This window comes from Caballeronia sp. GAWG1-1 (assembly GCF_023631465.1).
Lineage (GTDB): Bacteria > Pseudomonadota > Gammaproteobacteria > Burkholderiales > Burkholderiaceae > Caballeronia.
Map to the genome: position 1 here is coordinate 18526 of NZ_JALQDB010000056.1, position 26766 is coordinate 45291.

General features: G+C 57.5%; 24 protein-coding genes and 1 pseudogene. 9 read left to right on the plus strand and 16 right to left on the minus strand.

Annotated elements, in window-relative coordinates; translation table 11 throughout:
- Positions 1 to 62: 62 nt before the first annotated feature.
- On the minus strand, positions 63 to 1043 hold the full coding sequence (locus NCT03_RS31835; protein WP_250469972.1) for a ParB/RepB/Spo0J family partition protein: 981 nt from the start codon (positions 1041 to 1043) through the stop codon (positions 63 to 65).
- 2 nt (positions 1044 to 1045) lie between these two features.
- A complete protein-coding gene (locus tag NCT03_RS31840; protein ID WP_250469939.1) occupies positions 1046 to 2242 on the minus strand; it encodes a ParA family protein in 1197 nt (398 codons plus the stop codon).
- Between the two features lie 986 nt (positions 2243 to 3228).
- Between NCT03_RS31840 and NCT03_RS31845 the strand changes: the two genes are divergently transcribed.
- The 5 genes and pseudogenes from NCT03_RS31845 to NCT03_RS31865 all read left to right on the plus strand — a co-directional run bounded on the left by NCT03_RS31845 (position 3229) and on the right by NCT03_RS31865 (position 8587).
- Positions 3229 to 3852, plus strand: coding sequence for an LPD29 domain-containing protein (locus tag NCT03_RS31845; protein WP_250469940.1), 624 nt, complete (start codon positions 3229 to 3231; stop codon positions 3850 to 3852).
- 22 nt (positions 3853 to 3874) lie between these two features.
- Complete coding sequence (locus NCT03_RS31850) at positions 3875 to 6073, plus strand: ParB/RepB/Spo0J family partition protein (protein WP_250495337.1); 2199 nt, start codon at positions 3875 to 3877, stop codon at positions 6071 to 6073.
- A gap of 744 nt (positions 6074 to 6817) precedes the next feature.
- Positions 6818 to 7644: pseudogene (locus NCT03_RS31855) on the plus strand (DUF932 domain-containing protein).
- Positions 7645 to 7707: 63 nt separating this feature from the next.
- Positions 7708 to 8127: a hypothetical protein gene (locus NCT03_RS31860; protein WP_250469943.1), complete on the plus strand. Its 420-nt coding sequence runs from the start codon at positions 7708 to 7710 to the stop codon at positions 8125 to 8127.
- Between the two features lie 136 nt (positions 8128 to 8263).
- Positions 8264 to 8587: a TrfB-related DNA-binding protein gene (locus tag NCT03_RS31865; protein ID WP_250495338.1), complete on the plus strand. Its 324-nt coding sequence runs from the start codon at positions 8264 to 8266 to the stop codon at positions 8585 to 8587.
- Between the two features lie 240 nt (positions 8588 to 8827).
- On the opposite strand, the gene NCT03_RS31870 is transcribed toward NCT03_RS31865, so the two are convergent.
- From NCT03_RS31870 to NCT03_RS31880, 3 genes are read right to left on the minus strand one after another with little or no spacing between them, the layout of a single operon-like run.
- Entirely contained in the window at positions 8828 to 9220 is a 393-nt protein-coding gene (locus NCT03_RS31870; RefSeq protein WP_250469945.1) for a hypothetical protein, read from the minus strand.
- Positions 9221 to 9231: 11 nt separating this feature from the next.
- Positions 9232 to 9936 carry a StbB family protein gene (gene stbB / locus NCT03_RS31875; RefSeq protein ID WP_250469946.1) on the minus strand — a complete coding sequence of 235 codons (705 nt, stop codon included), beginning with the start codon at positions 9934 to 9936 and terminating at the stop codon, positions 9232 to 9234.
- Complete coding sequence (locus NCT03_RS31880; protein WP_250469947.1) at positions 9933 to 10409, minus strand: conjugal transfer protein TraD; 477 nt, start codon at positions 10407 to 10409, stop codon at positions 9933 to 9935. The genes stbB and NCT03_RS31880 overlap by 4 nt, the downstream gene beginning before the upstream one ends.
- Before the next feature lie 403 nt (positions 10410 to 10812).
- On the opposite strand from NCT03_RS31880, the gene NCT03_RS31885 reads away from it, so the two are divergent.
- The 4 genes from NCT03_RS31885 to mobF are packed head-to-tail and all read left to right on the plus strand — an operon-like array spanning position 10813 to position 16123.
- Positions 10813 to 11208: a hypothetical protein gene (locus tag NCT03_RS31885; RefSeq protein ID WP_250469948.1), complete on the plus strand. Its 396-nt coding sequence runs from the start codon at positions 10813 to 10815 to the stop codon at positions 11206 to 11208.
- The gene (locus NCT03_RS31890; RefSeq protein WP_250469949.1) at positions 11208 to 11411 is read left to right on the plus strand and encodes a hypothetical protein; all 204 of its coding nucleotides are present in this window, start codon (positions 11208 to 11210) and stop codon (positions 11409 to 11411) included. Before NCT03_RS31885 ends, NCT03_RS31890 begins: the two co-directional genes overlap by 1 nt.
- 4 nt (positions 11412 to 11415) lie before the next feature.
- A complete protein-coding gene (locus tag NCT03_RS31895; RefSeq protein WP_250469950.1) occupies positions 11416 to 13029 on the plus strand; it encodes a type IV secretion system DNA-binding domain-containing protein in 1614 nt (537 codons plus the stop codon).
- A gap of 13 nt (positions 13030 to 13042) precedes the next feature.
- The gene (mobF, locus tag NCT03_RS31900; protein WP_250495339.1) at positions 13043 to 16123 is read left to right on the plus strand and encodes a MobF family relaxase; all 3081 of its coding nucleotides are present in this window, start codon (positions 13043 to 13045) and stop codon (positions 16121 to 16123) included.
- Positions 16124 to 16234: 111 nt separating this feature from the next.
- On the opposite strand, the gene NCT03_RS31905 is transcribed toward mobF, so the two are convergent.
- The 11 genes from NCT03_RS31905 to NCT03_RS31955 form a co-directional block, all read right to left on the minus strand.
- Positions 16235 to 16468, minus strand: coding sequence for a hypothetical protein (locus tag NCT03_RS31905; protein ID WP_250469952.1), 234 nt, complete (start codon positions 16466 to 16468; stop codon positions 16235 to 16237).
- Positions 16469 to 16615: 147 nt separating this feature from the next.
- The gene (locus NCT03_RS31910) at positions 16616 to 17203 is read right to left on the minus strand and encodes a hypothetical protein (protein ID WP_250469953.1); all 588 of its coding nucleotides are present in this window, start codon (positions 17201 to 17203) and stop codon (positions 16616 to 16618) included.
- Positions 17200 to 18180 (minus strand): lytic transglycosylase domain-containing protein, encoded by a 981-nt coding sequence (locus NCT03_RS31915; protein WP_250469954.1) that lies wholly within the window; start codon positions 18178 to 18180, stop codon positions 17200 to 17202. Before NCT03_RS31915 ends, NCT03_RS31910 begins: the two co-directional genes overlap by 4 nt.
- The gene (gene virB11 / locus NCT03_RS31920) at positions 18167 to 19189 is read right to left on the minus strand and encodes a P-type DNA transfer ATPase VirB11 (protein ID WP_250469955.1); all 1023 of its coding nucleotides are present in this window, start codon (positions 19187 to 19189) and stop codon (positions 18167 to 18169) included. The genes NCT03_RS31915 and virB11 overlap by 14 nt, the downstream gene beginning before the upstream one ends.
- Positions 19190 to 19198: 9 nt before the next feature.
- Entirely contained in the window at positions 19199 to 20422 is a 1224-nt protein-coding gene (locus tag NCT03_RS31925; protein WP_250469956.1) for a TrbI/VirB10 family protein, read from the minus strand.
- A gap of 1 nt (position 20423) precedes the next feature.
- On the minus strand, positions 20424 to 21233 hold the full coding sequence (gene virB9 / locus NCT03_RS31930) for a P-type conjugative transfer protein VirB9 (protein WP_250469957.1): 810 nt from the start codon (positions 21231 to 21233) through the stop codon (positions 20424 to 20426).
- Between the two features lie 25 nt (positions 21234 to 21258).
- Entirely contained in the window at positions 21259 to 21936 is a 678-nt protein-coding gene (locus NCT03_RS31935) for a VirB8 family type IV secretion system protein (RefSeq protein WP_250469958.1), read from the minus strand.
- Positions 21933 to 22793: a TrbL/VirB6 family protein gene (locus tag NCT03_RS31940; protein WP_250469959.1), complete on the minus strand. Its 861-nt coding sequence runs from the start codon at positions 22791 to 22793 to the stop codon at positions 21933 to 21935. Before NCT03_RS31940 ends, NCT03_RS31935 begins: the two co-directional genes overlap by 4 nt.
- A 1-nt stretch (position 22794) precedes the next feature.
- A complete protein-coding gene (locus NCT03_RS31945; protein ID WP_250495340.1) occupies positions 22795 to 23196 on the minus strand; it encodes a hypothetical protein in 402 nt (133 codons plus the stop codon).
- Between the two features lie 246 nt (positions 23197 to 23442).
- Positions 23443 to 24111 (minus strand): TrbJ/VirB5 family protein, encoded by a 669-nt coding sequence (locus NCT03_RS31950; RefSeq protein WP_250469961.1) that lies wholly within the window; start codon positions 24109 to 24111, stop codon positions 23443 to 23445.
- Positions 24108 to 26744, minus strand: coding sequence for a VirB4 family type IV secretion/conjugal transfer ATPase (locus NCT03_RS31955; RefSeq protein ID WP_250495341.1), 2637 nt, complete (start codon positions 26742 to 26744; stop codon positions 24108 to 24110). The genes NCT03_RS31950 and NCT03_RS31955 overlap by 4 nt, the downstream gene beginning before the upstream one ends.
- Positions 26745 to 26766 lie beyond the last annotated feature (22 nt).

A 26766-nucleotide genomic window follows, 5' to 3' on the forward strand; every position in this document is an offset into this window, starting at 1 on the left:
GTTTTCGTCATTTCGGTTCCGGTAGACGCCTGCGTAGTACGAAGTTGTTGTTAATCAACGACTTATGGTTTTTGAGTCTGCGCGAGTTGCTCTAGGTGCTTTCGAATAGCATCACGTACCGAATCTGCGATTTCCTCAGATTGAAACTCGATTCGCATCACGTTCTTAGCGCTTCGGACATCGCACCAAGTTGTTTTCCCAGAGCGAATCTTGAAGCTTGATGCGGCTGGGGTGGCTTTCTTCGGGGCATCGGACGATCGAGCAAATTTCACTGCCTGCGACTGATCGAGCCTCCGGTCAGCAAGACATTGGACAGCCTCTAATACCCGATCCCTCTTGCCCGCTTCGACCAGCACTGCGAACTCGGCTGCGGCATTTGCGCCAAGAAGTGCAATGTTCGCTTCCAGAATTGTCCGAACTTCAGGCGGAAGACGGTCGAAAGACAGCAATGCGCTTATGTGTGACGGACTGATACCCACACGCTCGGCAACGGTCGCCCTATTCATTTCCGGATGCTCGGTCTGAAATCGCTTCAGACCAATATATTTCTCGTAGTCAGTTAGGTCCGACTGCATCAAGTTCGCGAAGAAGGCTCCTTCGTCAGCTTCCTCAGCCGTTGCCTCGCCCAGCACGCAGCGAATTGTTTCGCGGCCCAGTTCCCGATAAGCATCGCTTCGATGATGTCCGGAAATAATCTCGAAACCACCTTCCGCGCGCGGCAGCACAACCACCGGATGAATCAGCTTGTTATGGCGGAGATTGTCGCGAAGCTCAGCATATTTCTCCGGTGCCATGTATCTGCGACGGCCGGGGACTTCATGCAATTCTGAAAGAGGGACATCAACGGTGCCGCCCATCTGCTTTGCTTCTTGCAGCTCTTTCCGAAGCCGCTCAATCTCATCCTGCTGCTGCTCTGACTTTGCTTGAAGGTGCATCAGCTGACCGGGCGCAGTGCGGGGCGTCGTTGCAGCGCGATTCTGTGCTTTGTCCGCCTCTTCATCTGTAAGGCGTATGTTCGCCGCCTTTGAAGCGAAATTTTTCATACTCACGATGCGCTACCTCCTTTCTGCCAAAGACCCGAAACACGATCATCGACGCGATCGACAAACTGATCGCAGGGCGTTCGAATCCGACGGAGAGTCTCAGCTCCCCCTTCATACGTTGAGATGTCGTACACCGTTGCAAAGCGCATATTGGTGTTGCGCGCTACGTCAGTTTCTGGAATTTCAACTGGGATGACCCGGTTGCCGTACAGTTGGCTAATCCACGACTGAACTGCCTTGGCTGCGGGCTTTGGCGTCATCCGTGTAATCAGGATGTCGAGAAAGTCGAACTCTTTGCGCGACTGTTCTCCGCGCGCTGCCATGCCGGTTACCAAATCCGAGAACAGGTGCCAAAACTGAACCATCGAAGCGAACGATAAGACGTCGGGAACCACGGGCACGATCACCCCGTCGGCCGCAAAAATCGCATTGATTGTCAAATAGCTCAGCGTCGGTGCCGTATCCAGGATGATGTAGTCGTATTTTTCCCGTAGAGCTTCGATTCCAGCATGGAGAACATTTTCGAATCGTTCACCGCGGGCACCGGCTGATGCGCGGGCAGGCAGCATGAACTCAGCATTGAAAAGCTCGGTCGACGACGGGATGAGATCCAAGTTTGGCCAGTAGGTCTCTTGCGGCAACGTCCGCATGTCGAACTCATCACCTCGCAGGTAGGCCTCGATCAAAGGCATGATGGTCTGTGAGGCGTCGACCTCCGCATGCGGATTGATCCCGTATAACGTGGTAGCGCTGCCCTGCGGGTCTAGATCTATGTGGCAGACACGCCGTCCACGACGCATCGCTAGTCCCTGAGCAAGAACAGTCGACATCGTCGTTTTAGTGACGCCACCTTTGAAGTTCGCGACGGCGATGATTTTTCCGGGGCCTGACCGGGGAGTCGGAGCGAGTTCAGCACGTACCCATTGAACAGCCTCTTCAACTGTAAACTGCCGCGGCGACCCCCGACGAGCTTGCTTGCCTTGCGGCAGCTCGCCCTTTTTGAGCATATAGGCCATCCGCTGGACGTCGATCCCGCACATTTCCTGAACTCGCGCTGAACTGATCATTGGAGGCACCTTTCTCGGAAAAGGCTCCAGCAGCTCATCCCGAATCTTCTGCAACATGAAGTCGGAAAGCCCAGCGAGCTTGATAAGATCTTCAGGTGTTGTCTTACCAGGGTTGGCGAGATCTAAGTCCATAGTCTATTTTCGATCGGTTTAGATTATTCTATCGCCAAGCCAACTTTTCACCCATCCGATAGAATCAAGTGGACTTTAGACGGCTGGGGTAGTAAACGCAAGTTAACTTTAAACATCGCAGACGACTCAGTGCTAGAAGTCTCGGCCATTAGACGCGTTTACCGCGAAACCACATTAAGTGTGAAACGTGGTTACACGTGAAACACACAACGTGGCTGATCGTCGGGCTGACTAACAATAGTGTGAAAGACATCTACCCAGCCTTCGCAAACCTCTTCGTTGCGAACCTGCATCCTCGTCCAAGGTGGCGTTGGGGCTCTTCGGGCTGAGGAGGCGAGTCGAAGAGCATGCAGCCTCAGATTTCCGAGCAACTTGGGTTTCGCAAAACTTGCTTTGTAAGACGGTCGCCTTTCGACGCCGCGAAACCCTGATAAGCGGCGCTCCGCGCCGATAGAGCACACGCACCTGGCGGTGCCTGTGCCGCGGGATTGCTTGTGCGGGAAACACGTCGCCGCGCTCCATCCTTTGTCTGCCGTTCAAAGCGCGTTTCATCTGCCCTTCAAAGCCGCCTCTTAATCGACGCATAGCACGAACCGGATTCGGCACAAGGGTTCGCTTCGCCGCGTCCTCACCCGTTCGATGCTCGCCTGCGGCTGCGCTTCGCTGCGGCCTCCGGGCGCGCCCTTGCACCGAATCCGGCCCGTGCAAGACATGCGCCGAGGCGGCTCCGAAGAGCAGATGAAACTGAACGACAGACAAAGGAGGTAGTCATGAGCGCAACGACCACCCGCACAAGCAACCCCACCAACGATTCGGGCGTTCCTCCCGAACCCTCCGAGGCTCACCAACGAACATATGTCGAGGGCGACATTCGAGTGGTGACTGTTGACGATTCCCGTATCCAGTTGCGGTACCAAAACGGCAGATGGTTAAAGGTCACGGTGACATCGCTTTAATTGTCGATCGCACAATAAGGATACCGAATCATGACGGCAAGATACTTTTCTTGTGCTGACACCGCAACGCTGATTCGTCAGTCGTTGGCGGAGTGCTTCAAGGGCGTACCGTTCTTGGTCCGCACTCAGACTCACGGCGGTAGCGCAATCTTTTACGTGAGTCGGACCGATGGCCCGAACGCCGCGCAGGTCGAGGCGATCACCAGCAGAGTTCGGCGGGTGTATTTCGACGGACCGAATGATGATGCGGCAGCCGGTGATCAGAGGCTGGACGCATACGAGGTCTGCTTTGGGGTAGACCACATCTTTACTGTTCGCGAGCACAGCGACGCAGCGGTGCAATCCGCTATCGACAGTATCTATCGACATTACGAAAACCTCTTCGCCGGAAACGGTCTGTCCAAGCCGACTGTCGATCAATTTCGCTCCTGTGAACTATCACGACTCCAACTTGCGGAACTGGTTTCGGACACCACGACCACTGTGCAGACGATGATCCATCAAGCGCTTGCCAAACAAAGCGATCGCCTAAAAGTGGCCTGTGAAAAGCCTGCACTCCAATCCTACATAACGCTCCGCGACGGCTATGCCCGCGAATGCGGCGAGCAACGATCCGTCATGCCGCTCTACGACCGATTTGGACCCGTTGACTGAACAGGAGAGGGGGAGGGCGATCATGCATCCCGCCGATTGCCTTCCGTTCTACATCAACCTTGTTTCTAACCGGCCAACGACCAACGCAATCCCACTCTGCGTAACTCGGTCGCTGGCATTCTCTGGGAGCTTGAAAATGGATGATTGCAACGACGCCATCAACGTTCAGAACAATGATGTCGAGCTTGACGATGCAGCAACATCGCCCACGGGACTCGACAACACCTTTGGCGGCGACAGTGCCATCGAGCAAGTCGCATTGTCACGCTTGAATCCTTCGCCGCGAAATGTGCGCCGCAAAGCAGCAACTGGAATCGACGGCCTCGCGGACAGCATCGCCGCGAAAGGGCTGCTGCAAAATCTGGTAGCTCATCCGATGACGGGAGCGCGCGGCAAGAAGCCGAAGCTTTGTGTGTGCGCAGGACAACGCCGACTTGCCGCACTTCAGTTGCTTGCAGAACGCGGTGTGATCAGCGCGGACGAGTTGATTCCGGTGAAGGTCGTCACCGAGGCTGAAGCAGTCGCCGCATCACTCATCGAAAATCACGCCCGCGAGCCAATGCACGGAGGCGATCAGGCGATGGCATTTCGGCTGCTGATCGAGGAGGGCAGGAGTGCAGACTACATCGCTGCGCTGTTCTCGGTTTCGGTGTTGACCGTGCAGCGACGTCTCAAAATCGCCAACGTCTCGCCCAAACTATTGGACGTTTTCCGCGATGACGGCATGAGCATCGAGCAGGTCGTCGCTCTTGCCTTGACCGATGACCATGACTTGCAGGAACGGCTATGGTTCGACGCCGCACAGGCATGGTTGCGCGATCCTCATCAGCTACGCGCTGCGATCACGAAGGAAGAAATCGAAATCCGCAACAATCCGCTTGTCGCGTTCGTGACACTCGAAGCCTACGAGGCCGCCGGTGGGTTCGTGCGTCGAGACTTGTTCAGCGATGACAACAACAGCGGGCACATTGCCGATGCCGCACTGTTGCTGCAACTTGCCACCGACCGTCTGATCGAGGTGGCGCAAACAATCAGTGCCGAGGGCTGGAAGTGGGTCGAAACCCGAGTCAAGCGCGACTACAGCGAGTTGGCCGAATATGGTCGGCAGTCGTCACACACGCGCGACATGACAAAAAAGGAGGAACGCGATTTCGCCAAGCTCCAGAAGGCAAGAGACACGGCGACTGGCGCACTCAATGCGTATTACGACGACGAGTCCGCCGAGGAGGACGAGGAAAAACGCGGTGCTTTGGAGGAAGCAGCGAACGCGGCGAGCGATGCCTGCGATGCTTTTGTCGAAAGCATGGAAGCATGGTTGCCTGAACAGTTGCAGGCTGGTGGCGCTTTCGTGTTCCTCAACTATGCGGGCGAAGTCGTCATCGAGCGGGGCTTTATCAAAAGGGACGATATGCAACGGTTAGGTTCTGCGCAGAGCGCCGCCGATGGCACGTCAGGAGTCGAGCCGAAGAAGAAAGCGAAGCCTGTGCACAGCGAAAAACTCTGCCGCCGCTTGACCGCACATCGAACCGCTGTTGTTCAGGTTGAACTGGCCGCACAACCGGGCGTAGCAATCGCCGTATTAATGCACCACATGATCCCGACTATCTTCGCGGACCATTACGGCCACATGTATTCCGGCCGTACTCTTGAGGCAAAGTTTACTTGCGTGCATGACGGCCTGTTGCGTGAGGCCGATGATCTGGCGAATAGCCGTGCATGGAAGGAAATCGAAGCCGAGCGTGCGATGTGGACAGCGATGCTTCCCGAGAACAATGCCGAGCTACTACCGTGGCTTTTGCAGCAGAGCGACGATGTCACGTCCAACTTATTCGCGTTCTGTGTCGCAGCCACCCTCGATAGTGTCTCCGGGACCGATGGCGATCATCCGGTGAGCCAGTTGTTCGACGTGCTCAATCTCGACATGAGCAAGTACTGGACTGCGACGCGGGAGAGCTATCTGGATCATGTATCAAAAGGTCGGATCGCCGAGGTCGAAACTGCGGCAGTCTCGGCGGAAGCAGCAACACCGCTCGCATCGAACAAGAAGGATGAGGCAGCATCGATGGCCGAAAGGCTGCTGTCCGATACAGGTTGGATTCCCGACATGCTGACGAACCGCAGTTCGGTGAAGGAGAGCAACTTCGCTTCACCCGAACTTGATGACCAAGAGTCAGACGAGGAGGGCAGCCGAGAAGAAGCTGACGCAGACGCAGATCAGTGACCCGCAGAAGGTAGCCAAGGAAGGGCAGTAACTTGACCGTTCCGTATTCAACGTCGAACTGGAAAAGAAAAGGCTCGAGGCGCGGCAACCCTTCGAGCCCGACCGTCCAACGTCGCAGGAGTAGAACGGGATCCAACTGATTTCATTATATCCGCGCCGAGGCCGAACACAAAGCCGAACACCAGCCTCCGCGCCTGGCGGCGCTGCGCGCCCCAAGGGGGCTTGCCGGTTGTTTCGCACGGTCTATCGGATGGTCTGCTCGTCGGAGTCGGCCTGTCGCTCACGCCCTTGAATCTGCCACACGCCCCGGCTTTCCCGGTCAAGGGGCATTTCGCGGCATATCCTCGACCGCTTCGCGGCCTGCGGTATTCCACGACCCCTTGACCGCGCCGGTTCGCGCGGCAGAACGGGCTTACCGCGACCGACCGACTCCGACGAGCAGACCTAGCAAACGGCTTCGCGTGCTCCACGCCCCTTGAAGTGAGACAAGCGCTCACGCGCCCGTCTTGATCGAACGATCCGCTCCCTCGCTCGTCCTCGGGGCAGCACCTTTGATGCCAAGACTCGCCGGGAAGAGAGTACTTATCAAGAATAATAAATAGATACTGCTATTGACTTTGGTGAGGGTATCGACCATAATACATACATCGAAGCACGAAACGGAAAGACGCTTCGATACCGAGAAACCAGCGGCGGCAACCGCTTCTCGACCTTCCACAACGTCGCAATTTAGGAGTACTATAAATGCAACTCGCATCCAAGTTCGGTTATAACGCACCCGTTCTTCGTTCGGAAATCCCCCTGACGGACGACCAAATCCAAAGCATCGCGCCGTCGATTTTCGCTGCTGAGAAGCACGAAAGCCGCTCGAAGCGTTACACCTACATTCCGACGATCGATGTGCTCAACGGCCTGCGCCGCGAAGGTTTCCAGCCCTTCATGGTCGCACAGACGCGTGTGCGAAACGACGACAAGCGCGATTTCACCAAGCACATGATTCGCCTCCGCCATGCTGACCAGATCAGCGGCAAGGAAGCGAACGAAATCATCTTGTTGAACAGCCACGATGGAACGAGCAGTTATCAGATGCTCGCCGGTATGTTCCGCTTCGTCTGCTGCAACGGCATGGTGTGCGGCACGAATGTCGGAGAGGTGCGCGTCCCGCATAAGGGTGACGTTGTGGGCGAAGTCATCGAAGGCGCATTTCGCGTGCTCGATAACTTCGAGGTGGTGGACGAGCAGCGCGAAGGCATGCAAGGCGTGACGCTCGATACCGGCGCACAGAACGCATTTGCGCGCGCAGCCCTCGAATTGAAGTACGACACGGAAGACGCCGCCGCGCCCGTTACCGAGACGCAGATTCTCCGCCCCTGCCGCATGGAGGATGGCGGGTCGGACCTGTGGACGACCTTTAACCGTGTGCAAGAAACATGGTGAAGGGTGGCCTGCGCGGACGTAGCGCGACGGGCCGCACGACCACCACCCGAGCGGTCAGCGGCATTGACCAGAACGTCAAACTGAATCGGGCCTTGTGGGTTCTCGCCGACGAGATGCGCAAGATGATCGGCTAACGCGGACGGCTGCCGGGCGAGCACAGCCGCCCGGTAGTTCCTCGGACACATGGAGAGAACACCATGAGCAAGGTCTTTTATATTCCGGGCGAGCCGACCGCGATAGATTATGCGTTGGAACTGACGGACGGCCCAACCACCACTTACGTCACAAACTGGACACGCGAAACGCTCGACCAGCTCGCGCAGCGTTATCCGGGCGTGGTGATCGGTGAGGAGGATTCCTTCATCGAGCAACAGGAGCGTGTGTTATCGACTAACCCGGAGGAAATCACCGAGGCCGAATATCATGCAGCCATGTCCGGCCCATGGCCGCCGCTCGTCTGGCAACTGGGCGATGGCGTCGAATCGTTCAAAGGTAGCGAACCCGTCGAGGGGAATATCACCTTGATCTACGCGAGAAAGGGTTCCCGTTACTGGCGATTTCGCGGTGTCGCGACACTGCCTCACCCGTTGATCGCACAGAAGATTCAGCACCATTAAAGCCGCGAGACAGTACGCTCAAATCGCCCCATCCCACCGGATTGGGGCTTTCTGTTGACCGATATTGACTCCGAGCAGATAATCTAGTCCCGATTTCAAACATTTTTGAGGGGGCGCAAACATGGCAGGAGAGAGGATGACGGCGAAGGACTTCAAATCGCTCATGCCCCGCCTCAAGCGCATGACCGTCGGTAACGTGGAAATTGCGCGGCGCGTGCTTGTTGACGGTATCTCGCAGGTAGATGCCGCTACAGAGAGCGGACTGAGCAAGCAGCGCGTCGGTGCGGTAATCAAAGCCGTTGAAGCGGCAGCAAGAGCGATTCCCCCGGATTGGGAACAAGTTGAAGTCTGGCTGCCGCCGGAGCTTGCTGCGCAAGTGCGACAGATGGCCGAAGAGGCAAGGGCCCAACTGACGATGGGTGGTGGTATTTTGTCGTACTCGTGGCCTTCGACGCGATAGCGCAACTAACCGTCTCCGACCGATTTCCACCGCCAATGTTGTCCCCGGATCTGATGGCAAGAAGCAGGGGCGTGAAGCTGTCTACAGAGGACAGGGAGAAAAAATCTGCGCGCCGTCCCGGCGCGCAAGTGTGTCGCAGCGTGGTAATCCTTCGTTACGCGCGGACTGTCATCGAATACGAAGGTAACGGCAAAGACCGCTCGGGCGGGTAAGTCGCCCCTTTGGCGAACCTTGTGTCCCTCACATTCCAGCGGCCAGCTTACTTCCGATGAAGCCGCCGACGATGCCTGCAGTCAGTGCGAGCACTGCCAGCAGCAAGACAAGCCGCCGCGCTTTGTGTTCGAGTGCGGCATTGGCGGCCACGAGTTGGACAGCGCCACTGTTGAGTTGATTGCCAACCTGCGCCGCCGCTACGCGGCCCGCCTCCATGAGCTTATTGCTGTTCTGCTCGATGACAGACTCAAAATTGAGCTTTGCCGCGAGGAATGCCTTGGCTGCGGCGTCGGTCGTTGCCCGCTCGATTTTTCCGGACAGTGCCTCGTCAGCCTGCTCGAAGCGCCGCACAAGCGCATCGGCATCTTGCAATAACTCTGCCATCAGCGCTTCGCGTGCGGTGGATACGTTGCCACCCATAACGGCCCCCGTTACTTGAATAGCACCTTGTACACGTCATCCAAGTTCTTATGCGCGGACTTCGCGAGCCGCTGCGCCGAAATCATGATGACCGCACGCGCCTTCGTGTCGTCATCCTTCGCTTCGCGCAGCATCGCCCGGTAGTCGGTCCCATCCGCGACGATCTCTGAAACACTCTTCTTGAGAACTCGCAACCGCTCGAAAATCTCGTTTCGGAACACTGCTGCTTCCGGTTTTAGCGTGAAGCATTTGCGATCTGCATGAAGGCCGAAAACCGTGCTGAACAGGCGCGGCACATCGTTTGCATCTTCAAGCTCGACCTTGTTGAACACCACGCGGATTTTCTTGGCCGGGACACCGAGGCCCGCCAGTGTCTCAATGGTGTTGACCGTGTCGATCTGCTGTTTCTTCTCACTCACCGCTGGCACGACAAAATAATCGAACTCTTCATGCGAGCCGTCGAACTGGCTCATCTGCTTGATGAACTCTTCGACGTTTGATGCGCCGACATCGACGATGGCCGAATCGAGCGTCATCAGATCCTCTTGAAGCCCTCCGTAGTCCTTGCCCTTGAGGCGCTCTGCGCCAGTGCCGGACGATCCCGCATTAATCGTTTCGACCTCAAACTTCGGCGCGTTCATGCGCGGCGCGAGGAGATTATCGACCAGCGTCGTTTTGCCAGGATTCCCACTGAAGTTGATGACGGCGACTTTCATTTGCGGCTCCTTCGTTGCTGTTTGGCCAGGCGTTCGTAACGTGCCAACTTTTCGGCTTGTTCAGCCGGGTCGGGCTTCATCAGACGGTCAAGCTCCTGCATCGAGATCGGCCCTTGTGAGGCCTCGTGTGAGACCGAGTCCGTCGATAAATCTGAATCGCTTATAGAGGATGAGTCAGAGTAGTGTCGTTGTGACACAGATCCGGTGGCGCTGGAGTGCTGGACATTAGCCGGAAGTTTCTGTCCCGCAGTCTCTTGCTCGACTTGCTGCTTCTGCCTGTACCGGTAGAGATAGCTTTTCAATGTGGCTTCGGTCAGATCGATTCCGTTCGCTCTCAGGGCCTTGAGAACATCCACGATCCGCACGCCTGCTGAGAGCCTCTGTTCTATCAGTGGCATCACTTCACGCACTTTCGCCGCCTTGGTTTTGGGCTCCAGCGCCGTCAAAGCCTGCACCACATCACGTTGCGGCATTCAAGCATCCTCCAAGCTATTGATACGCACTCCTATTGCATTTAGCACGCATTCTTCATACTACCAACTTGCATCTGTTTTGCAACCTCTGTGCTACTCGATTGCTACTTGATTGCATCCACTTCGCCTACGCCCTTTGGGCTAGTTGATTTTCACGCCCTTAACCCTTAGAGATCCCTGTCCTTAACAGGCCAGAAATCTCGATACACATCACGCACCCCCTGCGGGAGTGCAAACCCTTGATATGACCGGACTCACAGAGAAAGTGACACTACTTTGGCTCTATAGCGTTGCTATAGGAATTCACAGGAGAGCTATGTGTTTGCTCATTTGATACCTATAGACAATACTATAGGTTAGAAGATTGAGTTACTCTAAATTTAACAACAGGGGATGACGACGCATGAGCACAGGCAAATCGATCCCAGTCTGGTTTTCAGAAGAGGATCGCCGCAGGGTCGAAGAAGCGGCGGCACTCGCGGGCTATAAGCACCTGTCGAAATATATTCGCGACAAAGCGATGAGTCGTGATAGTCAGCGCGACAGCATGGAAACGTGGGCTGAGCGGCAAGAGCTCAATGGCCGACTAGCGGAAATTGAACGTACCCAAAAGTCCGCGCATACGCTTTTGGCCGCGCTACTTTTTTTGATGCGCAAGAAGGCGACGTCGGGCGATTTCAACGATCTCGTGCTTGCATGCGAGAACGCTGTATCGGGTGCCGGGATGCCCACGGAATTACTTGCCGCCTCGTCTCCAGAATTCGCTTCGCTGGTAACCCGATTCGCGGAGGATTCGTGATGTCAGAACCGATTGAGCAGATCGACTCGGACATTCAGGCTGCGCTCGATGCGCCGAGCATCAGCGACTGGCTGCACGATGCACTGCTGAGCGCCCTGCAGCGCGACTGTGTTGATGCGGCGTGTGATGCGCAAATATTGGCTGCGTGGCTCGCCCGGCGCCGTGACGCGGTGGTCGGGTCCAGCGTGGCCAGCGTGGGTTAGGCCGATGCAGAAACATGAAGCGGAGAACGCGACCCTGATCTTTGGCGTGAGCTTACCCGTGGCCGGCTGGCTTGCCGGCGCCTACGCTGCAAATGTTCCGCTGCGCCCGCTCCCGGAAGCGCTCACCGTTGCGCTCCATACGACACCGCACAATCCGCTCATCGCAAGCGGGGTCATGCTCGGTCTTGGCCTTGCGGCAACCGCCGCCTTTCTGCTGCACGAATACGGCGACGACGGATTTCGCGGCGCCCGCTATCACCGTTGGCTGCGCGGTGCGCGCATGGCCAACTGGCACGGCGTCAAACAACAGGTAAAGGCCGCCAATCGTCGAGAGAACCGCCGTCTTCGCGTCGAATTGAAGCGCGCGGCAGACACCAATGCGCCGAGTCTCGCAAGAACAGACTTGCCTCCCATCATGATCGGTCGGATGCCGATGCCGTTGCACCTTGAAAACCGGAACACGCTGATCTGCGCGACCATCGGCGCCGGTAAGTCGGTCGCAATGGAAAGCATGATCGCATCGGCCGTGAAGCGCCGCGACAAGATGGCCGTGGTTGATCCGAACGGCACGTTCTATTCGAAGTTCAGCTTTCCCGGCGACATCATTCTCAATCCGTTTGATCAACGTTCAGCCGGTTGGACCATCTTCAACGAGATCCGGGGCATCCATGACTTCGACCGGATGGCGCAAAGCATCATTCCGCCGCAGATCGATCCGACCGACGAGCAGTGGTGCGCTTACACGCGCGACGTACTCGCCGACACCATGCGCAAGTTGGTCGAGACCAATAACCCCGACCAGGACGCACTGGTCAATCTTCTCGTGCGCGAGGATGGCGAGGTGATTCAGGCATTCCTGGCCAACACCGACTCGCAGGGTTATTTTCGCGAGAACGCGGAGAAGGCAGTCGCCTCAATCCAGTTCATGATGAACAAGTACGTGCGACCGCTTCGGTTCATGTCCAAAGGCGAATTTTCGCTGTACAAATGGGTGCACGATCCGAACGCGGGCAACCTGTTCATCACGTGGCGCGAGGACATGCGCACAACGCAGCGGCCACTCGTGGCGACGTGGATCGACACGATCTGCGCCACCATCATGAGCATCCCCGACAGCTCGGCGCCGCTCGCGCGCCGGCTCTGGCTTTTCCTCGACGAGCTGGAATCGCTCGGCAAGCTCGAGTCGTTCGTGCCGGCGGCAACGAAGGGTCGCAAGCACGGTCTGCGCATGGCCGCGTCCATTCAGGATTGGGCACAGCTTGACGAAACCTATGGGAAGGACGCCGCGCGAACCTTGCTTGGATGTTTTCGTAACTACCTGATCTTTGGCGGCTCGAACGCGCTCAATACCGATAAGGCGAGTGAGATTCTGGGCAAGCATCAGGTGGAGCGAGTCCAGATCACGACGAACGCAGGCGGTGGCGCAGGCGGTGGTGGGGGAGGGCGCAGCCGCAACATTGTCACGAGTCCGCCGGAACCGGTCGTGATGGATTCAGAGATCTCGTTCCTGAAAGACCTGGAGGGCTACGTGATGTTCGGCGAAGACTTCCCCATCGCGAAAATAAAACTGCCGTACGTCAAGTATCCGCATCGGGCGACTGCAATCGAGATCAAGTGAGGAAGGCACCGCGATGCTCAATGTGACGCCGATTCGCGGAAGCAACCAGTATGCAGCCGCCCATTACTTCTCGTCGGCCGACGACTACTACGCTAAGGAGAATCCCGGCGAGTGGCAGGGCGAAGGGGCGCGGCACCTCGGGCTCACGGGGCCCATCGAACAGGCACAGCTTTCGCGTCTCCTGGACGGCCAGCTGCCCAACGGCGAGCGAATCCAGACGACGTTTGACCCCGTCGACAGCAAAAAGCGCATGGGGCTCGATCTCACTTTCTCGGCGCCAAAGTCGGTTTCGATGCAAGCGCTCGTGGCCGGCGACCGCGAAGTGACCGCTGCGCATGACCGCGCCGTGACCCGCGCGCTCGAACAGGTCGAGCAACTCGCCGAGGCCCGCAAGAAAGTAAAGGGCAAGAGCTACCGTGAACGCACGGGCAACATGACCATCGCCAAGTTCCGGCATGAGATGAGCCGGGCGAAAGATCCTCAGTTGCACACGCACTCGGTCGTGATGAACATGACGCGGCGCGCCGACGGTGCATGGCGGGCGCTCGCGAACGAGGACATTTTTCGCGTCCAGCACGAGGTCGATGCGATCTATAAAGCCGAGCTGGCAAAAGGCCTGCAGGCGGTCGGTTACTCGATCCGTTTGGTTGACGACAACGGCAATTTTGAGTTGGCCCACATTAGCCGGGATCAGATCGAAGTGTTTTCAGCACGCAGCCGTGTCATTGAAGAGGCGTTGGCCAACGAGGGTAAAACGCGCGCGAGTGCCACCACGATCGAGAAGCAGGTGATTGCGCTCGCCACACGCCCGCGCAAGGACGAGTCCGACCGGGAGATCGTGAAGCAATATTGGGCTGAGAAAAGCCGCGACCTGGGCATTGATTACGGCCCGAAATCACGGCTTGATGGACGTAGTTATGACGTGAGCGGCGGGCGAGAGCGCGCAGCACCGGGAGAGGCTAGCCACACGCTCGACGGGGCAGCCGACGGGATGACCGGCAAGGTGACTAACGCTATCACCGGCGACAGAGGGAAGGTCTTTAAGCCCGAAGAGCGCGATCGCGTTGCCGCAACGAGTTTGCCGGCCAGCCTCACGCCTGCACAAGCGGTGGCGCAGTACGCCATCCACCATCTCACTGAACGTGAGGCCGTCGTGCGTGAGAGCGCGCTCATGGCGACCGCTCTACGCCGGGCCGTGGGCTTGGCAGGGCCGAGCGACGTTCGCGCCGAAATCAAGCGATTGGTCGGACAGGGCGCGCTTATCGAGGCGGTGCCGGCGTATCGGATGGCCGAGCGCAAGGAGGGTCCCGCGCTGTCTATTGCAGGCTGGAAGCGCTATCTGCAGGAGCTCAAGGGCTGGTCAAACAAGCAGGCGCAGCAGTACGTCGCCAATGCGATCAAACAGGGCTCACTCGTACCGGCCGAAAAGCGATACACGACGCAACAGGCGCTTGCCCGCGAAAAAGCCATTCTCGCCATCGAACGGACCGGACGTCGGGCCGTCGCGCCGATTCTGGAAATCGCCGCCGTCAGATCGGCGCTCGAAAACTCCACGCTCAATACGGGGCAGCGTTCGGCCGTCGAAACGATCGTCGCCACGGGTAATCGATTTGTGGGCATCCAGGGCGACGCCGGCACGGGGAAGACCTACACCATCAATCAGGCCGTTTCCCTCATCAAACAGGCGTCGGCCTTGACCTCGAACGCCGCGATGCAACAAGGCTACCGGACCGTCGCGCTCGCTCCATATGGCAATCAGGTCAAGGCGCTTAAGAACGAAGGACTCGAAGCGCATACGCTCGCGAGTTTTCTCCGGTCGAAGGATAAGCCCGTTGACGCCAAGACGATCATCGTATTGGACGAATCCGGCGTCGTCGGCGCTCGCCAGATGGAGCAGCTCATGCGAACGGTCGAGAAGGCGGGTGCGCGTATGGTGTTGATCGGGGACACTAAGCAGACTGAGGCCATTGAGGCAGGAAAACCTTTCGCCCAGCTTCAACTCGATGGCATGCAGACCGCACGGATCAGCGAACTACAGCGACAGAAAGATCACGAGCTGAAGGCGGCGGTGGAACACGCAGCAGAACAGCGTGTCACCCAGTCGCTCGCGCATCTCAAACACATCGAGGAGCTGAAAGAGCCGACGGAGCGACATCGCGCGATTGTGAACGACTACATTGCGCTCACCGAAGCCGAGCGTCGCGACACACTGATTGTCGCCGGCACCAACGAAGCGCGTCGCGAGATCAACAAGATGGTGCGCGAGTCGCTGGCGCTCACCGGCAACGGGCGGGAGTTTGACACGCTGACTCGCGTAGACATGACGCAAGCGCAGCGTCGCTTTGCACCGAGCTATCAGCCCGGTATGGTGATTCAACCGGAAAAGGACTACGTGAAAGCGGGGTTGGTGCGCGGCGAAACATACCGCGTGACAGAGGCATTACCCGGCAACGCGTTGATCTTGTGTCGGCAAGATGGCACGACGGCGACGATCAACCCCCGCAAGGTGACGCAGCTGAGCGTCTATGGACTCGAGCGGGCTGAGCTTTCGGTCGGCGACACCGTGCGGATCAATCGGAACGATGCAGGTCGAGACCTCACGAATGGCGATCGCATGCGTGTGGCTGGCGTGATCGGCGGTGTGGTGAGCCTCGAAACGGTCGAGCATCGAGACGGCCGGCCCGTGCGATCAATTGAGCTGCCGACCGGTCGACCGCTTCACCTTGAACACGCCTATGCCTCGACCGTCCATAGTTCACAAGGCTTGACCAACGACCGGACGTTGATCGCGCTCGACACGAAGAGTCGCACGACGTCGATGAATCTGTATTACGTCGCCATCAGCCGATCACGGTACGAGGCGCGGGTCTACACGGACTCGATCAAATCGCTGCCTGCTGCGATCGCACGTCGATTCGATAAGACGACGGCCTTGGCGATCCAGCGAGAGCGGGAACTGCAACGCCGCGGTGTTGGTACGCAGCCTGGAGGCGCTGCAGCGGGTAAGCAAGGTTTGCAACGTCAACTGCCCGAGGACCATCGCAGGCAGCCAACAAACGGTCGCAAGCCTTCGGATTACGGTCGATTCAGATAGGTCGCTTCGGTAACGAATGTGCGGAATGCGCGCTTATTGATCGGCGTCATCGGCGCTTCGTCAGCTACTCGTCACGCATCAGCCAGCATCCACTAGCTTCAACGGCTAGCCCTACGATCGGTCCGACGGCATCCGTCCCAAATCGACCAACGCCCGCGAAATCGGCCCTATCATGATCGCGCAGGCGATCGACATGGTGAAGACCACGAAAAACGCGATCCAACGCCCAGGGTCCGGCCACGTGGCCACGACAAGCACGATGTTCGTTGCATACCACAGGAGAAAAAAAGCGACCGCCAAGTAGGCAATCAGATCAGCAAGACGGACAAGAGGTGGTCGGATCATCGATCGTGCTCCATTTGTAGATTGACGGTGCGCCTGGAGGTTGATGCGGGCGCGACTATTTTCGGACCGCTATCGCGCGTGGCACATGCGAGCTCACCGGTAGGAGCTCACCGACATGCGTGCACACCGATATCCGAGCGGACACTGCTACCAACGCACGCGCTGTTGGTAGGTGTTGTCGATGTAGACGTCGATGGCCCGCGGATTCTGCGGTGGCTGCCAGAGCACCTTGTCGAACACGTACACGGTGTAGGTGTTGTCATAGCTGCCGGTCGTGTACGAGCCGATTGACTGACCGACACAGGCTCGCGCGCCCGTGGCATAGCCGTTCCCGACCGATGACTCCGATAGTTGCGGTGGGGCATTCAGCGAGTATGTGCCATCGCCGCCGAACCATCCTCCCTTGTTACCGCTCGATCCTCTTTGGCCCTCGACGACATAGGAGCCACGCTCGGCCGGCAGCAGCGGCGCCGGGCAAGGATCGTACGGATCATTGACCTGCCGGGCGTAGCTCGATCCATCATTTCCGTCAGCTTGATCACAACTCGGAAACGGTCTCCCTTTGCTGAGGTCGTGATAGAGCTGATTGATCGGGGGCACGCATTCGCCAACGCCTTTGGGACCACCGTTCGATGCAGGATTGGCGAGGCATAGCAGCACCTTGCAACCGTACTCCGAGGCATGGGCCGGCACTGATGTGCCGAGGACAAGCAAGACAATCATGGCTCTTTTCATCGGTTTTCGTCCCGAAAGCGCTTCTCCCGTATGCCAGAGAAGCGTTGATTCACAAACTGCACGAATGGCGCAGCCTGCTGCGTAGTTGATGTCGATGCCGATGTCGGTGATCGCTGGACGGCGACTGGCTGCGTCGCATGCGAAGCTGATGTGGGAGCGGGACGCGTCTGGTTGACTATGTACGCCGAGCCATCGGCCGGCGTTGCCAACCGTACTCTGACCGCCGCCCCGCTGTTGGCATTCTCGACAGGTGAGTCGGGGGCCTGGTCACGCTGCGCCTGACCGTCTGCAAACATCACCCATTGCGGCGTCATGGCCATCCGCTTCGCTGGCTTCTGGGCTGCCGCGTGTTGAGGCGTAACGCTGGCATCAGCGCTATCTGGCTTCACGGCCGGTACAACGGGAATGGGCTCGGCTGTGTCTGTCGCGTTCGCCACCACCTTTTGCACGTAGCTCCGCTCACCCGCGCGATCTGGCCGAAAGCCGCGCGTGAAGTTACCCGAGTAGTAGCAACTGAAAGCAGCGCGGAGCGCTTGTTGATCGTCCGTTATTCGTGCCTTCGCGCGCTGGTAGCAATCTCGTAGAATCGCACTGCCCGCCTTGAGGTTGCGGCATGGCTCGAATATCGTCTCGTAGCGTTCGCCATACTTCGCAAGGTTGTAGCGATTGACCTGTCCGAGTCCCATCGAAAAATTGAAGCCCTGTCGCTCAAGCTCTCGCGCCGTCGCGACGGCTTCCGCCAGGTTGCGCGGCTTACGCTCAAGTCGGCCACCCACGACACCAATCACGAAGGGATTGCCTGCCGACTCGGTGCGCACCACACCCTTGAGTGTTGTCGGGTGAACACCCGGCGCGCATTCGGCGGCCAGCTTGTCGAGCGGTAGAGAAGGGGCCGCTGTGTGGGCGCAGGCGAACCGGCCGAATACCAGCAACGCCCCGGCCGCGGCGAGTATGGGTAGAGCGTCACGCGCCTGCATAAACGATCTCCGATATGTAGCGGCCGTTGCGCTCGGTGTATTTCCACTGCACGACGACGTCGATACGCCTTCTGACGCGTTCGATGATTTGCTCGCGCGTCATCGAGGTGTGTCCGTCCATCAACTCGCCAAACCGGTCATACATCTCAGCAGGTGAATCCGTGTGAATAGTCGTGAGCGAGCCTTTATGCCCCGTGTTGAGCATGTTCACGAATTCGACGGCCTCCTGGCCGCGGATCTCACCCATGATCACCCGATCAGGGGTTAGCCGCATGCACGAGCGAAGCAACGTGGTTGGCGTCACGGCAGCCTGCCCCGATGCTTGATGACGGGCGTAGGACAATCGAACACAGTTTGGCTGGGCCGGCTCGATCTCGCGGGAGTCTTCAATGGTGACGATGCGTTCGTGCGCGGGTATTTCCTGTACCAGTGCGTTCAGGCATGTCGTCTTGCCGCAGTAGGTCCCAGCGGAAATGACGATATTTTTGTGGGCCAACACCGCGCCGCGCAGGAACGCGTCCCACTGCCTCGCCCGATACATCTCCTGCAAGCTTGCATCGGAGTAGGGTTCATCGATCACATCGCCGTTCACGAATCGGAACGTACCCTGTTCCAAGTACTTCGGTAGACTCATCCGGACGAGCGACTGCTTGCGAATCGTCATTGCGATGGTCCCCTCCGGCACGACGGGTGGCAGGATCATTTCGGCCCGGTAGGTTCCTCGCTCGAAATCCGGAATGCCATCATCGAGATTGACCGGAATTTCGGCGGAGAGTATCGGGCTCTCCCGATCGACTTCGAGGCTCTTGAAGGAAGCGGTGACGTCAGCCAGTGACGAAAGCAACTGATACGTGAGTCCCGGCACTTCGATCTTCTCGGCGTAGTATGAGTCTTTCTTTCTCAGCCATAGCTCGCCCGGCTTGTTGACCTGAATCTCGGTGACATCCTTGTCGTCAAGATAGTCCGCCAGCAACGAGAGCTTGGCTCGGAAGGAGGCAATTTGCGACATGTCTCCTCCTCACTGAATGAACGTCACGCCGTCGACGTGCTTCGCCGCATCGATCTGATCCTTGTAGATCGACGTGAAATCCAAATCCTTGTTCACGTAGATACGTACGCGCGAGCCTGCTGGCACTGTCACTGTCGGCTGGATGTTGATGTACGGGGAAAGGACCTGTTGCGACGACTGGGCTGCGGCTTGTTGCACCGACTGCCGGTATTGCGAGGCGGAGTTGTATTGATCGCCCGAACTTACACCGACGTTCGACGCACCGGCACCGATGATGGACAGAAGCGCCGACATGCCAAAAATCTCGGCAAAATGGGTGTCGACGATCCCGCCCATGCCGGCCGTACCGCGCTGGTCGCTTCCGGCACTGTCGATGGCAACCTGCACGCCGTCAGGTCGACGCAGCGTGTTCCACACGACGAAGAGGCGATCTTGGCCTTTGCGCAGTTCGGCGTTGTACGTGCCGCACACTCGCGAGCCCCATGGAATCAGTTTGAGCCGACCCTGTGCGCCATATACATCGCGTTGCACAAGCGCGCACAGCTGACCCGGCAGGTCGGAGATCGCCCGAGGTTCCAAGACTGCCTCGATAAACTCGCCCTGCAAAACCTTGTAGGGAAGATTGTCGATTTGGCTTGCCATGCTGACCGGCACAGCATTGCCGGTCACTGCACGGGCGAAGCGCGAATTGGCATCTTGCGGGCCTTGGTCGCCCGAGCCACCGCCGAGCATCCCGGCGTTTGGCCGCCCCTGACCGCCTGCATCGGGCGCTGCCTGTGTCTGAACGCTTGCAGGCTGATTCCCGCTGTTAGGCGGAATGATGGCCGACTTCATGCGCGCTTCGAGCAAACGTCGCGCTTGTTCGCGACGCTGCATTTCCATCTGCTCGCGCTGCGCCTTCATCGGGTCGTCGGCCTGCACCGTGCTTGCCGGGGTTGCCGCCGGTGCGGCCGTGACGGAAGAGGCACTCGCCAGCTCTTGATCCTTGAGCTTTGGGACGGGCTTGCGGTCCGGGATGGAGAGTTCGCTATTGGCTGCCGTCTTGGCCGAGTCATTGCCGCTATGCTTGACCAGCCACACTGCCACGATCGCGGCGGTCGCGATCGCAGCGATGGCGACACCGCCAAGCCGCTTTTTGCGGTTGTCGGCCACCATCGAGGTGTTGGCCTGCTTTTCCCACTCCCGAACGGCTGCTTCGCGGTCCTCGGCAGGGTTGATGTTCGGATCCACCATATCAGTGCCCCTCGGCATTGAACGCTGAAGCGGTGCTCACGTCAGCACGGCGATAAGGATTCGCGTTGTTCTGTACGCACAAATGGGCATTGCCGTTGCGCAGCGTGAAGAGGCTCGCTGTACGCTTGACGACCATGTACGGGCCTTCCCGACGCGGACTCACTGCAGATTCGGTGCCGTCCGGACCCACCGTGTAGAACGACGGGATCTCAGCATTCTGGTCGAACAGGAAATATGTGAACTGTCCATCGTCGAACGCGCGTTTGAGGGGAACCGCAGTTTTGTCTCCCGACACACCGTAGTCAATATTCAGCCGTGCAGGATCAATTCCATTGCTCGCACTGGCGTCGGACCGAGTGGCACCGGGGGAGCCACCCATACTCGCGTTCATGTTCGAGGCTGTGTTCGGGTAAATGAAGCGCACCAGAAACGTCTGCGTCGTTCGCGCCTTTGAGCTCGTAAGCTTGAAATAGTAGGTCCGCTTGTCGGTAACGACGGTCAGGTTGGTTGCCGCATTCGGCTCGACCGGCTTGATGAACAACCGATTTTGGTAAGGGACCGTTTGCCATGCGATCGAATCGCCCAGAGAGACCACCTTGACTACCTCGTCGTTGGCAAACTCAATGGAAGTCTGATATCCATACGTGCCCACCACCTCATAGACCTGATTTGGGTCATAGGGGACTTGCTTGACTCGATCATCGGTCACAAGTGCGTGAGGCAACTTGGCTGCGAGTGACGGAACGGAGAACAGCGGAGTCGTTACGCTGATAAGGACTGCTAAAGCGATAGGATCGAACTTGCGGTTCATGGTCTGATTCCTTGCTCAAAGCGTGTTACTGGCGGCTCAACTCTTGATCTTTCCGATAACCCGTCGTGGCATAGCCAAGCGCGTTTTCCCAGCGGTCGCCCAATGCGAGCGGTTTGAACGTGAACGTGTAGCGCACAAGCGCCGTGTAGTACTCGGTCTTCGGCGGGCTGCCGGGCTTTTCGATAATCGATTGGAACGAGACCTGATACGCATCCTTCCCGAGCGACGTGATGCCGGTGATCTTCGGATAGCGACGCCCGCCCTGGCCCAACTGGTAGTAGGGGTTGTTTGCGTTGTCGGCGCTGGTCTCCGCGTCATATTGAGCGGCAACTGATTGCGTTGAATGCAGCCGACACAAGTCGGCGAAGCGTTGGCGCCAGTCAGGATCAAACGTGTTGCAGTACATGATGAAGTCGTACACTTGGCTCTGGACGAAGCTCTCCTGTCCGGTGATCGTCTCCTTGTTGACCACCTGCTGTTTCACCACATGTCCGTTGGCGTCGAGCACTGATACGACAGGAACGACCGTGTGAATGCTGGCGAGGACGGTAATCGCGCTCGCCATGCCGCCGACAACAAAAAGAAGCAGGCCGATGAAAAGATAAGCACGGTTGCGCTCTTGTTTAAGCTTGTTTGAACCACCAAGCTGCATACGTCGCGTTGACTCGTCGCCCGTGAAGGTCCCCTTTCCGAATGGTTTCATTTCCCTACTCCTTTTGCGAGCGCCATTCGGGCTATCATCACTAAGGTGCCAGTAGATGACGAAGCTCCTCCCGCCAGCGCTGACGCCCAGCTCCTAACTCCCAGCATGAACAGAATCAACACGCCTTCCACGATGACGAGCTGAGCTGTCTGCTCACTGGTTGCCAATCCATCTGATTGCGCCACCTTTCCCGCCGTGTCGATAGCGTCACCAAACGCGAGAAAGCCGAACCGAACTATCGCAATCACCAAGATGTACATCAAACAGAACGTCAGCATCTTGCTCACCCAATTGATGAACCACTGCCGTGTCTCGGGAAACATCAGAAAGCCAATGAAGAGAGGGCATAGCACCATCGTGATCGCAAGTCCGAACTTGGCTATCGTCATGTAGACGAGAGCCAGCACGAACAGAACGCAGTTCAACACGAATAAGAGAATGCCGTCGCATATCATCGCGAATTGATAGAAGTCCACGGAGCGAAGACGCTCCGACACTGCTTCCACGTTATTCCAAAGTGCGTCCAGCATTTGGGCTGTTGGTTTCCCGGCCATGACCGTAGCAGCAGCGCCCTCCATGAACGAAACAAACGCGGAATAGATGGTCTGCGCAAATCCTCCCCAATTTAGCGTTCCGAACACAGCAACCGTCATCACGGCTTTTGCTAGGACGTCTTTCCACTGCATGGGCGCGTACCCTGCATACACCTTGTAGCCAAACAGCGCCCAGTACAGCACGGCAGCGAAGTAGATCGGCGTTGATATGGCCGCCGAGATGGCTGGATACGTCTGCGCCAGGAATGACTGGGTAACGCCGTCCGCAGCACCAACCAAGCCTTGCAGAGACATGTCGGCCATGCTATTTAGCTCCCGTCACTTTGTTCCAGTGTGTCGCGACGCGCGAGTCGATTACATCATCGCGACTCAGTTGATACCCTGTTGCCGTGGTAACGCGCTTTCGTATCTCCGCGACGCAAAACGAAAAGTTGGATGCTTTAGGGTTAGCCTTCTCGAAGATGATTTCGCCACATCGGATTGGGTACGAGGGCACCCATCTTCTGAACTGATTTGAGTCGGCGGTCAGCAACGGATTGCCGGCTGGGACCGCAAGCATGCGACTTTCTTTCGACGGTGGTGGAACGTCATTCGACACGCTCGCAGCTTGATTGGTTGGTTGCTTCGGAAAAAAGTAATAAACGGCTCCTCCGATCGCGATGACCAAGGTAGCTCCAGAAATCAGCATCCAGCGAAGATTGCGCATCGGTGTTACTCCTTCAGCTACTCGTGTTGATTGACTCGAATTTGCACGCGCACGGTGACTTGTCAAGCTTGTTCGATGAATTTGCGCATCCGCTCATGAAGGATATTGCGAGCAGTACGACGAACAAGCGCCATCCCTTCTTCGCTAGTTTCATCATTGGCCAGAAAAGAACAAAGGCGGGAAGGAAAGCGAGGATTTTCATGACATTTCTCTCAGGGCTCTTGTCCTCTCGCGCGCGAGAACTGATTATTGGCCTGCGCGATGGAAATACTTCTGTGTCGCGGCTGTCGCCTGATTCTGCTGATTCACGAGGTTCGCTTGGAGATTCATGTTCATCGCGTTGAGCTTGGCCATAGCACTCGACAACATGCCGTTCTCGCTGGATATACGGTTCTGCAAATCTTGTGCGTCTTTGACATTCGTTGTCGTATCGACCTGCTGACTCATCACGGATAGGTTGTTCAGGTGCGTCTGAACCTCTGAATACAACGAATCGCCGCCAGCCAACGCCGCACGGACGGAATCCGTGCTCATCTTGTAAGACGTCGCGTTTTGCGCATTGGGATTGGCAAATACGTCTTGCGGCATTGTGTTGATGAGCTTCTCGTAATAACTCTGCCTCGCGCCGAAGGTGCCACTTTGCTGTTGCGAGACGACCTCCTGCCAAGACCCCGGCACGACCGATGCCGCGTTGATCGACTGATTTAGGCCGATCGAACCACGGCCGTAGCTTCCGGTCACCGCTGCGTATTGATCTTTGAGTGTTCTGTACTGGTCCTGCAGCTGCGAAAGTTGCTGCTGCAGTTGCAGAAACGTGGCAGCGTCAAACGTCGGGATACCCGTGGCGTAGATTGGCACCGAGACGCTGAGTGAGAAGCCTACAGCGACGGCAACAAGCGTAGTTTTCACGTTCACGCTCCTTCCTTCTTGAGGTTGTGCGTGTTTTCGGAGATCGCACGCTGCATGAAGACCGGCAACCACTTTTCCGGGTCGTCGGTTTCGAGTTCACTGATGATTTGCTCCATCAGCGCAACCCCCTTGTCGTTCGAGGAGAGCACCGGGATAAACTCGGGCATGTCCGAGAGATCGAACTTGACCCGGATCGACTCATTGCCACGTCGAATCAAAAACTTGAAGCTTTCGGGCGGTGTGTTATGAACGAAATCGAATTCGCCGTCTGTGAGGCCAAGGCGATCCACGAGATCGGTCTTGCTCGCCTCTCCGTTTGGGAGGTAAATCTTCGTTGCAGTCTGCTTCTGGATCGAATCCGTCTCGCTGTAAAGATATTTGGCGTCGGGCGTGACGAAGATGAGCAGCCCATTTTTGCGGCGGATCTGCATGATGTAGCTGTCAATTTTCTCTCGCCAATACGCGTGTTTGACGAGGTTCTGGCCTTCCTCTAGTACAAGGATGAACGGCTCACCATTCATGGACTGTTCGATACGGTGAAACGGATAGCTCAAGACGACGGGCAGTTCGGGTCGAGCCACTCCGTCCTTGATGAGCTGCCGCATTTCGAAGCAGTAGTGCCGGCACTGCGTGAGGTCGATGCTGTCGTGCTCGCTGTCAAACACGCCCCAATTGGCGCCCGCTGAACCATTTGCGCCGTGCCAAATCCTCATGTCCTTCGCCAGTTGTCCTTGACCGAAGCACCACGCCACATTACGCAAACGGCGATCTTGGAATGGCAAAACGTCGTAGTTCTCACAGACGGCTCGCTTGAACCGCTCGATGTCATCGGGCGTGAGCTTGCCGCCGTAGCACGTGCGCATCAGCGTCATCAATTCGACGAGGTACAAGCGGTTCTCGGGTGAGTCGGGTAGCTTGAAGGGGTTCCAGCCGGTGTTTCCCTGCACTGACAACGTGGTGTGGGGAGCCCCCATTGCGCGCATGAAAACCTTCGCACCCTCACGGTTGTCGAACCAGAAAACGCGCGGACGCGCCTTGTCAGCCATGGCGATCAGAGCCGACAGTAGGGTCGTTTTGCCTGCTCCCGTGTCCGCGGTCAAGGCCATGTGCCCTGCGACCATGCCTTCCATTTCCCGGTGGAAGTTGAAGTAATAGGCGGTGCCACTCTCTGTCTCAAAGGGCATAATCGCCGGGCCCCACAGGTTGCCGTCGATCTTTCCAATCGCGTAGTTATGCAGTGAGGCAAATCCCGCAAAGTTGCTGGACTTGATCTTGCCTCGTCGGCCGATGAAATGCTGCGCTTGGCCTGGAAGCTGCGACCAGAAGAATGTCTCGGCGGCGAACCATTCACGCACGGCCTTGACGCCAAGGTTCACGAACGATTTCTTCAGCAACGCGACCGCTTTATCAAGGTCCGCAATCGTTTGCTTTTTGTTCTCAATAGGATCGGCGTGCTCTGTTGCGGCAGGCACATGGGCGAGAATCGTCAAGTGATGGAGGCCATTGACAGCTCGGCCACTTGTCAGGTCGCGCAAGCCTTCCGTGATTTCCTTCTTGTCCTCCTCCGCACCACCTTCCCGGTCGTTGACCACGAGACGTCGTCGCTCCTGCTTCATATCATGCTCGGCAGAAATACGGTCGCAGAAGAAAAACGACTGGGTGACGATGTATTCGACGGGTTGCTGCAGAAACTCGTCAAGCATGTGCGACGGTGTGCGTGCCGGCCATTCGGCCATGCTCAGCATTGCACCGGCGCGTGTTCCACTCAGGTTCTGCACGGACATCATGTTGCCGACCATCTTGAAATCGAGCCACGACACGGCAAGCGTGCGGTCAAATTGGATGTCGGTGACGGGCACGCGCTCGTCTTCCAGATTGATCAGGTAGTGGAAGAAGCCGGCAATCTCCGAATAGTCCTCACCGAGATGGTCGTCGATGCTCTCACGGTCATAGACTTCACGCACGCCATATTGAGTCTGAAACGCTCCCCAGCTCAAATCGAATTGCTGGATGGCTGCCCGGGCGTCCGCCGCACTTATCTGGTCCGTCGTGAACGTTGGCCGACGCCGGATACGCAGTTTTCGCGCGCCATAGGCCGACAGAGTCTGCACAACGAGATTGGTGGCCTCGTTCAGAGCCTTTGCCTGTTCCTCGAATGACTCGAGGTTTTCGGATGATAGCTTCGCACCAGACGCGAAGGAGAAGATGCGGTCGAGAATGCCCGGCGCGCCTTGTCGAAAGCGATTCTGAACGATGGTGATATAAATCTCGTTCACGTAGAAGGAACGCTTCTCATAGCGCTCGCGCCACGCGGCGTTAAAGCGCCGTGCGAACCACGTACCGCCATCTCCCTCCGGGTACTGATTGACCTTGCGACGAATCAAGTGAACATAAATCCCGCGATCGCTACTCGAGACTGTGCGCAGCACGGTATGGCGCACACGCTCGTACTGCTTCTTCTGCGCCGCGTTGAGCGAGTCGTGGAACAGGCCGCCAAGCTTAATGACCTGCATAACCGCGCCATCTTTCGTGAGGACGCTGTAGTCGTCATAGTGCACAGTGATGGGGATCATGTCACTTGCCGCCATTTCCTTGGCGTCGACGGCTGCCCCGTTAGGCAACGGCATCGACAGCGACATGTCGAACATCCCTTTCAGAATG